At 70.4% G+C, this 7,146-nt stretch carries 4 protein-coding genes; 3 read left to right on the top strand and 1 reads right to left on the bottom strand.

Going from position 1 to position 7,146, the window contains the following annotated elements; translation table 11 throughout:
• The 3 genes from D7V97_RS37300 to D7V97_RS37290 all read left to right on the top strand — a co-directional run.
• On the top strand, positions 1–2,460 hold a 2,460-nt coding region (locus D7V97_RS37300; protein ID WP_147445136.1), incomplete at its 5' end, for a VIT domain-containing protein.
• Positions 2,461–2,556: 96 nt separating this feature from the next.
• Positions 2,557–4,374 carry an acyl-CoA dehydrogenase gene (locus D7V97_RS37295; RefSeq protein ID WP_120615374.1) on the top strand — a complete coding sequence of 606 codons (1,818 nt, stop codon included), beginning with the start codon at positions 2,557–2,559 and terminating at the stop codon, positions 4,372–4,374.
• 97 nt (positions 4,375–4,471) lie between these two features.
• Positions 4,472–6,217 (top strand): hypothetical protein, encoded by a 1,746-nt coding sequence (locus D7V97_RS37290; RefSeq protein WP_147445135.1) that lies wholly within the window; start codon positions 4,472–4,474, stop codon positions 6,215–6,217.
• Positions 6,218–6,220: 3 nt separating this feature from the next.
• Here D7V97_RS37290 and D7V97_RS37285 read toward each other — a convergent pair.
• Positions 6,221–7,146, bottom strand: a 926-nt coding sequence (locus tag D7V97_RS37285; protein ID WP_120615372.1) for a hypothetical protein, incomplete at its 5' end; no start/stop codon positions are given.

The following is a 7,146-nucleotide window of genomic DNA, read 5'->3' as shown; positions in this document are numbered from 1 at the left end:
CGCCCCGACTGTCCGCCCCCGGTGTCCCCCACCAGCAAGGGCGCCGTGTCCCAGGGCACGCTCGTGGCGCTCCTGCGGCAGCAGGCCGAGGACACCGGCTGCCCGGAGACCGCGCCGCTTACCTTCAGCCTCAAGCACACGGAGGTGGACGCGGAGGTCAGCGGCTTCCTCGCGTCCGTCACCGTGACGCAGGTGTTCGAGAACCCCTACACCGCGCCGCTCGAAGCGCTCTACGTCTTCCCGCTGCCGGAGCTGGCCGCGGTGGACGGCATGGAGCTGCACATCGGCGAGCGCGTCATCCAGGGCGTCATCCAGACGCGCGAACAGGCCCGCGACACCTACGAGCGCGCGAAGGCCGAAGGCAAGACGGCCGCGCTGCTCGACCAGGAGCGCCCCAACGTCTTCACCCAGTCCGTGGCCAACATCCTCCCCGGTGAAACCATCCGCGTGCGGATCCACTACGTGGAGCGGCTCACCTACGACGCGGGCACCTACCGCTTCACCTTCCCCATGGTCGTCGGCCCCCGCTACATCGGCGGCGAGGCGCTGCCCGTGCGCCAGGGCGAAGGCACCTCGCCGGACACCACCACCGTCCCCGACGCGAGCCGCATCACGCCCCCGGTGCTCCCGCCCGACCTGCGCAGCGGCCACGACCTCCAGCTCACCGTGCGCCTGGACGCGGGCCTCCCGGTCCACTCGCTGCGCTCCACGTCCCACCGCGTGGACGTGACGCGCGAAGGACCGTCCCGCGCGAAGGTCAGCCTGGGCCGCGACGACCGCATCCCCAACAAGGACTTCACGCTGGAGTACGTCGTCGCCGACGCGCTCATCCGCCCCGCCGTGCTCGTGCACCGCGACCCCGGCGCGGACCACGGCTACTTCATGGTGATGCTCAACCCGCAGCTCGCCCCCACGGACAAGGAGATCGTCCCCCGCGAGCTGTACATGGTCCTCGACACGTCCTGCTCGCAGTCCGGCCTCGCGATTGAAAAGTCCAAGGCCATCACCAAGGAGGTGTTGAACCACCTGATGCCGGAGGACTCCTTCCAGGTGCTCAACTTCGACACGCAGGTGACGAAGTTCGCGCCTGGCGCCGTCCCCGCCACGCCGGACAACATCCAGCGCGCCCTGCCCTATGTCGCGAGCTTCTGGGGCGGTGGCGGCACCGACGTGCGCATCGCCGCCCAGGAGGCCATGGTGCCCGCCAACGACCCGGCCCGCCTGCGCATGGTGCTCTTCATGACCGACGGCCTCATCGGCGAGGATGACGACGTGCTGGGCACGCTCCAGTCCCACCTGCGCGAGGAGACGCGCATCTTCTCCGCCGGCGTCGGCTCCAGCGTGAACCGCTACCTCATCGCGAAGATGGGCGAGCTGGGCCGGGGCGCCTCCACCTTCGTGAACCTCAACCGCCCCGAAGAAGAGGTCGCCCGCGAGTTCGAGCAGCGCATGCGCGGCCCCGTGCTCACCTCGCTCGTGGTGGACACCGACGGCCTGCCCGTCAGCGACGTGTACCCGAAGGCCGTGCCGGACCTGTTCGCCGGCCAGCCGCTGTTCCTCGTGGGCAAGTACACCGGCACCGGTGAGGGCGTGCTGCGCATCTCCGGCCGCGTGCGCGGTCAGGTCCGCCGCTTCGACGTGCCCATCCACTTCCCGGAAGTCGCCCGCGAGCACGACGCCCTCAAGAGCCTCTGGGCCCGCCAGCGCATCGAGGAGCTCACCGTGCAGGGCTACCGCGGCGAGACGCCGGAGCTCGTGCAGGACATCACGAACACCGCGCTCGAGTACCACCTGATGAGCCGCTTCACGTCCTTCGTCGCGGTGGAGCAGGTGGCGCGCACCGCGCCCAACGGCGAGACGGTGAAGGAGCTGGTCCCCGTGCAGATTCCGGACGGCATGCTCGCGAGCTCGCTGAGCCGCGAGGAGATTCCCCCGGGCGACCCCATCATCTCCGTGCGCGCCCCGCGCGACGCCCGCCGGGTGACGGCCTACTTCCCCTTCGGCCTCGTGAAGCCGCTCACGTTCGACACGGTGTCCGGCGCCTGGCGCGGCCGCTTCCTCGTGCCGCTGGGGGTCGCGGATGGCTACTACACCGTGTTCCTCATCAGCGAGCTGGCGGACGGCCAGGTGCAGCGCAGCGAGGTGCGCTACCGCCTGGACTCGAAGGGCAACGACTTCGAGGTCGTCCTCTCCCAGCGCGAGCTTGCGCCCGGTGACACCCTGACGCTGGACGTGGACGCGGTGGAGGCCACGAAGGAGGTCAGCGTGTACGGCGACCTCTTCGGGGAGGAGCAGCACCTGCTGGAGTCCTCGGACGGCCTGCGCTTCACGAAGGCCCTGGTCGTCCCCGATGGCACCCCGGCCGGAACGTATGAGCTGGTGTTCGTCGCCCGCGACGCCGCCGGCAACCGCTTCGAGCACCGCGAGACGCTGCGCGTCATCCACGCCCGGCGCGACTGACCCGCGAATCAATCTCGGATACCCTCACGGTCCGCCCGTTCCCGCGCCGAGGTTGGCGCGGGCCTGTTCTTAGCGCTGGCCGTGAGGAGCCTTCCGATGTCGTCGTCGTCCCTGCACTACACGCCCAATCTCCGCGATATTGAGTTCAACCTCTTCGAGTTCCTGGACATCGGCCGCACGTCGCTGGGCAAGGCGCCCTTCGGGGACCTGGACGAGACGGCGGCCCGGCAGATGCTGGAGACCTTCTCCCAGCTCTGCACGCAGGAGCTGGCGAAGAGCTTCGACGAGTCCGAGCACAACCCGCCCAAGCTGGTGAACGGCGAGGTGAAGCTGCCCCCCGGCCTCAAGGCGGCGATGGGCGCCTTCTACGACGCGGGCATGCACCTGTTGGAAGTGCCCACGCACCTGAACGGCCTGGGCGCGCCGCCGTCGCTGGGCTGGGCCGCGTTCGAGCTGCTGCTGGGCAGCAATCCCTCGCTGGCCTTCTACACGCTGGGCAACCTGCTCGCGCGCGTCATCGACCGGCTGGGCACGGAGTCGCAGAAGAAGCGCTTCCTGCCGCACTCGCTGGAGCGCCGCTGGAGCGGCTCCATGGTGCTCACGGAGCCCGACGCTGGCAGTGACGTGGGCGCGGCGCGCACCAAGGCGCGTCAGGTGGACGGAGACCTGTGGGAGATCGAAGGCGTCAAGCGCTTCATCACCAACGGGGAGTCGGACATCGCGGAGAACATCATCCACATGGTGCTGGCGCGTCCGGAGGGCGCGTCTCCGGGCACCAAGGGCCTTTCGCTGTTCGTGGTGCCCAAGTTCTGGGTGAACGAGGACGGCAGCCTGGGTGAGCACAACAACGTCGTGTGCACCAAGCTGGAGAAGAAGATGGGCCTGAAGGGGTCCGTCACCTGCGAGCTGACGTTCGGCGACGGCAAGCCCACGCGCGGCCTGCTCCTGGGCAACGTGCACGACGGCATCCGGCAGATGTTCCACATCATCGAGAACGCGCGCATGGCGGTGGGCCTCAAGTCCATGGCCGCGCTGTCCGCGGGCTACTTCCGCGCGCTGTCGTTCGCGAAGGACCGGCTCCAGGGCTCGGACCTGGCGAAGGCGCGCGACAAGACGGCGCCGCGCGTGGCCATCATCGAGCACCCGGACGTGCGCCGCATGCTGATGGCGCAGAAGGCGCACGCGGAGGGCATGCGCGCGCTGTGTCTGTTCACCGCGTCCACGCAGGACCAGGTGGAGCTGCAGGGCGGCCACCGCTCCACCGCGGCGGGCGAGGCGGACGTGCTCAACGACATGCTGCTGCCGCTGGTGAAGGGCTACTGCTCGGAGAAGGCGTACGAGTTGCTGTCGCTGTCGCTCCAGGTGCACGGCGGTTCGGGCTACCTGACGGACTACCCGGTGGAGCAGTACATCCGGGACCAGAAGATCGACTCGCTCTACGAGGGCACCACGCACATCCAGGCGTTGGACCTGCTGATGCGCAAGGTGGCGCGTGATGGCGGCGCGACGCTCCAGGGATTGCTCTCGCGGATCCGCGAGACGGTCGAGGGCGAGGAGGGCGGCCCGGAGCTGAAGGTCGAGCGCGCCGCGCTGGGCGAAGCGCTGGGGCACCTGGAGACGATGCTCGGCACGCTGATGGGCAAGCTGGGCGAGTCCGTCTACCACGTCGGGTTCCAGGGCAACCGCGTGCTGGCCGCCGTGGCGGAGGTGGTCATCGGCTGGCTGCTGGTGCGCCACGCCGCCGTCGCGTTGGAGCGGATGAAGACGAACCCCGGTGACAAGGCGTTCTACGGCGGCAAGGTGGCCAGCGCCCGCTGGTACTGCCACGAGGTGCTCCCCGGCATCGCCCACGCGGCGCGCATGGTGGAGCACGGCAACCTGGACCTGATGGCCGTGCCGGAAGAGTCGTTCTAGGCGCGGACGCGCTGACCCGGGGCCACACACCTGTGGTCCCGGGGAGACACCTCCGAGGGTGATGAGGTTGGCCCGGGGTTCGCAATGAGGGTGGGGCGTGATGCTCTCCACCCTCACTGCCCTGGCCCTCGCGGCCACCGTCACCAACACCGAGACCGTGCACGACCTGGAGCCCTTCGGGGGCCACGTCGTCGCGTGCACCGAGGGGGGCCTGGAGCTGTTCACGTTCGCCGGCCGCCCGGTGCGCGTGCTCACGGTCGAGGACGGCCTGCCTGGCCACTTCTGCCGCGCGCTGGAGTCCACGGGCGACCGGCTCTTCGTGGCGACGGATGAGGGGCTCGTATCGCTGGACACCGGCTTTCGCGTGACGCCGGTGCTGGACGTGCGCTGGCAGGCCCTGCCCGCCGCCGAGGACGCGAGCACCCCGGACTACGTGAGCCGGCTGGAGTCACTGGCCGCCGTGCTGCCCCCGGGCGCCACGTACACCGCGTTCTCGCCCCGCTTCGCGGGCACGGCAGAGGGGCGTCTGTTCGAGCTGGGCACGTCGCGCGCGTGGGCACTGCCCGGGCCCGTGCGCTTCCTCTCCGATACGCGGGACGGCGTGGAGGTGGGCACCAGCGAGGGCGCCTTCTCCATCGACGGACGCGGGCGCCTCGCGGCGGTGGGCACCGTGCCCACGGGCCCCTTGTCGTTCAGTGTCACGGAGCACGACGTGCGCATCGTGGGAAGCGATGGGGACGTGCGCGCGTGGGGCGCGGCTCGCTCCGATACAGCAGCGAGCGCTCCCTCTGGCGCCACCGTGCTCACTGAAGCAACCAACGGCGACACGCGTGCCCAGGGCATCACCCACGCCGATGCAATGCCGAGCGCTCCCCCTGGCGCCACCGCGCTCACTGGCGACTGGGCGGGCACGCGCGCTTCGGGCGTCTTCCTTCGTGAAGCGACGGGCTGGCGCCGCGTGACGCCCACCGGGCAGCTCTGCGGCAATCACATCACCGCGCTCACCCGGCACAAGGGTCGACTGGTCGTGGGTACCTTCGACCGGGGCGTCTGCTGGCAGCGCGATGATGGGAAGTGGCAGACCTTCCGCACGCCCGCGCTTCCCAGCAACCAGGTGCTGGGCCTCACCAGCGATGGACAGAACCTCTACGTCGCCACCACCTACGGCCTGGGCCTCCACGACGGGAAGACCTGGACACAGCTGGCCTATGGCGGCCGCAACCCCGTGGCCCTGGGCAAGCTGTCCGTGCTCGGCGCCTCACGGGTCGAGGAGGGCGTGGCGCTCGTGGATGGACGCGGCATGTCCGTCGTCACTCCGGGCAGCTCTCCCCTGTCGCTCGTGCGGCGACTGCCTTTGCCCGACGGCTGGAGCGAACACCCCTCTGTCGCGGAGGGCGCCGGCCGCTTCGTGTGGATGGGCAGCGAGGACCGGGGCCTGCTGCGCTGGGACGGCGAGCGCTGGCAGCGATTCCACGACGGGCGCGACCTCACCGACAACTGGGTGACCGCCCTGTCCACCGACGCGGACGGACGCGCCATCGCGGGCACCTGCCAGGACGGCTTCAGCTACTTCGACGGCGCCCGGTGGACGCGCGTGCACACCGCTCCCGGCCTGCCCTCGCCCGCCATCGTCTCCACCGCGCTCGTGCCCGGCGGGGCGCTGGTCGGCACGCTGCTCGGCGCTTCGTACTTCGACGCGGGCACCGGCGCCGTGCAGGCCCTGCCCCGGCTGGCGGATCCGCGCGTGTACGCGGTGCTCCCGGAAGGAGACACCGCGCTGTTCGGCACCGAGGGCGGCCTGTCCCTCGCGACGTGGAAGCCTGCCGCCGTCAGCCGACGCTGAAACCTACGCGGGCTTCGCGGCGGCGCGTGACGCCAGCTCGCGCTCCACGTACAGCCGCAGGATGTGCATGAAGTCCTGCGCGTTCGTCACCACGCCGAACGCCTGGTGCGTGCCCCGGTCCTTCAGCTTGCTCACCACGAACTCGGACGAGTCCACGCAGATGGTGGGCAGTTCGCGCAACGTGCCGTCCGCCTCCGTGACGAACGCCGGCAGCATGTTGCCCGTCGCGATGGCGTGCAGCGCCGTCGCCACCAGCACCGCCATCGTCGCCTTCACCGCGTGCCGCCGCATCGCGTCCTGCGCCGCCAGGTTGTCCGTCACCACGTCCGGCAGCGGCCCGTCATCCCGGATGGAGCCCGTCAGCACGAAGGGAATCTTGTGCTTCACGCACGCGTGCATGATGCCGTTGGTGATGACGCCCGCCTCCACCGCCTTCGCGATGGAGCCCGCCTGCCGCACCCGGTTGATGGCGCGCATGTGCAGCCCGTGGCCGCCGGAGGTCGCCTTGCCCACGCCGCTCATCCCCAGCGTGGTGTTGTAGATGGACGCCTCGATGTCGTGCACCGCCACCGCGTTGCCCGCGAGCAGCGCGCCCACGAAGCCGTTCTCCACGAACCACGTCATGTCCACGCGCGCCCGCGAGTGCACCAACGCCGGCCCCGTCACCCAGATGGGATAGCCGCCCCGCTCGCGCTCCTCCACCAACAGCCGCGCCATGTGCGCGTAGTCGATGGGCTTCTCGCGCGACACCTCGCTCGTCATGAACTTGAACTCGCCCTCCCCGCCCGTCGCCAGGTACGCCATGTTCACGAACACGCCCTCGCTGCCGTCCTCCGCGTGGCCCACCACCACGCGCTCGCCCGCGCGCACCCGCCGGCCCTCGCGCACCCACAGCTCCCCCTGCGCGTCCAACACCAGCGCCCCGTCCA

It is taken from the genome of Corallococcus sp. CA053C, from assembly GCF_003611675.1.
Classification (GTDB): Bacteria; Myxococcota; Myxococcia; order Myxococcales; family Myxococcaceae; genus Corallococcus.
This window is presented reverse-complemented; position numbering and strand designations above follow the sequence as displayed.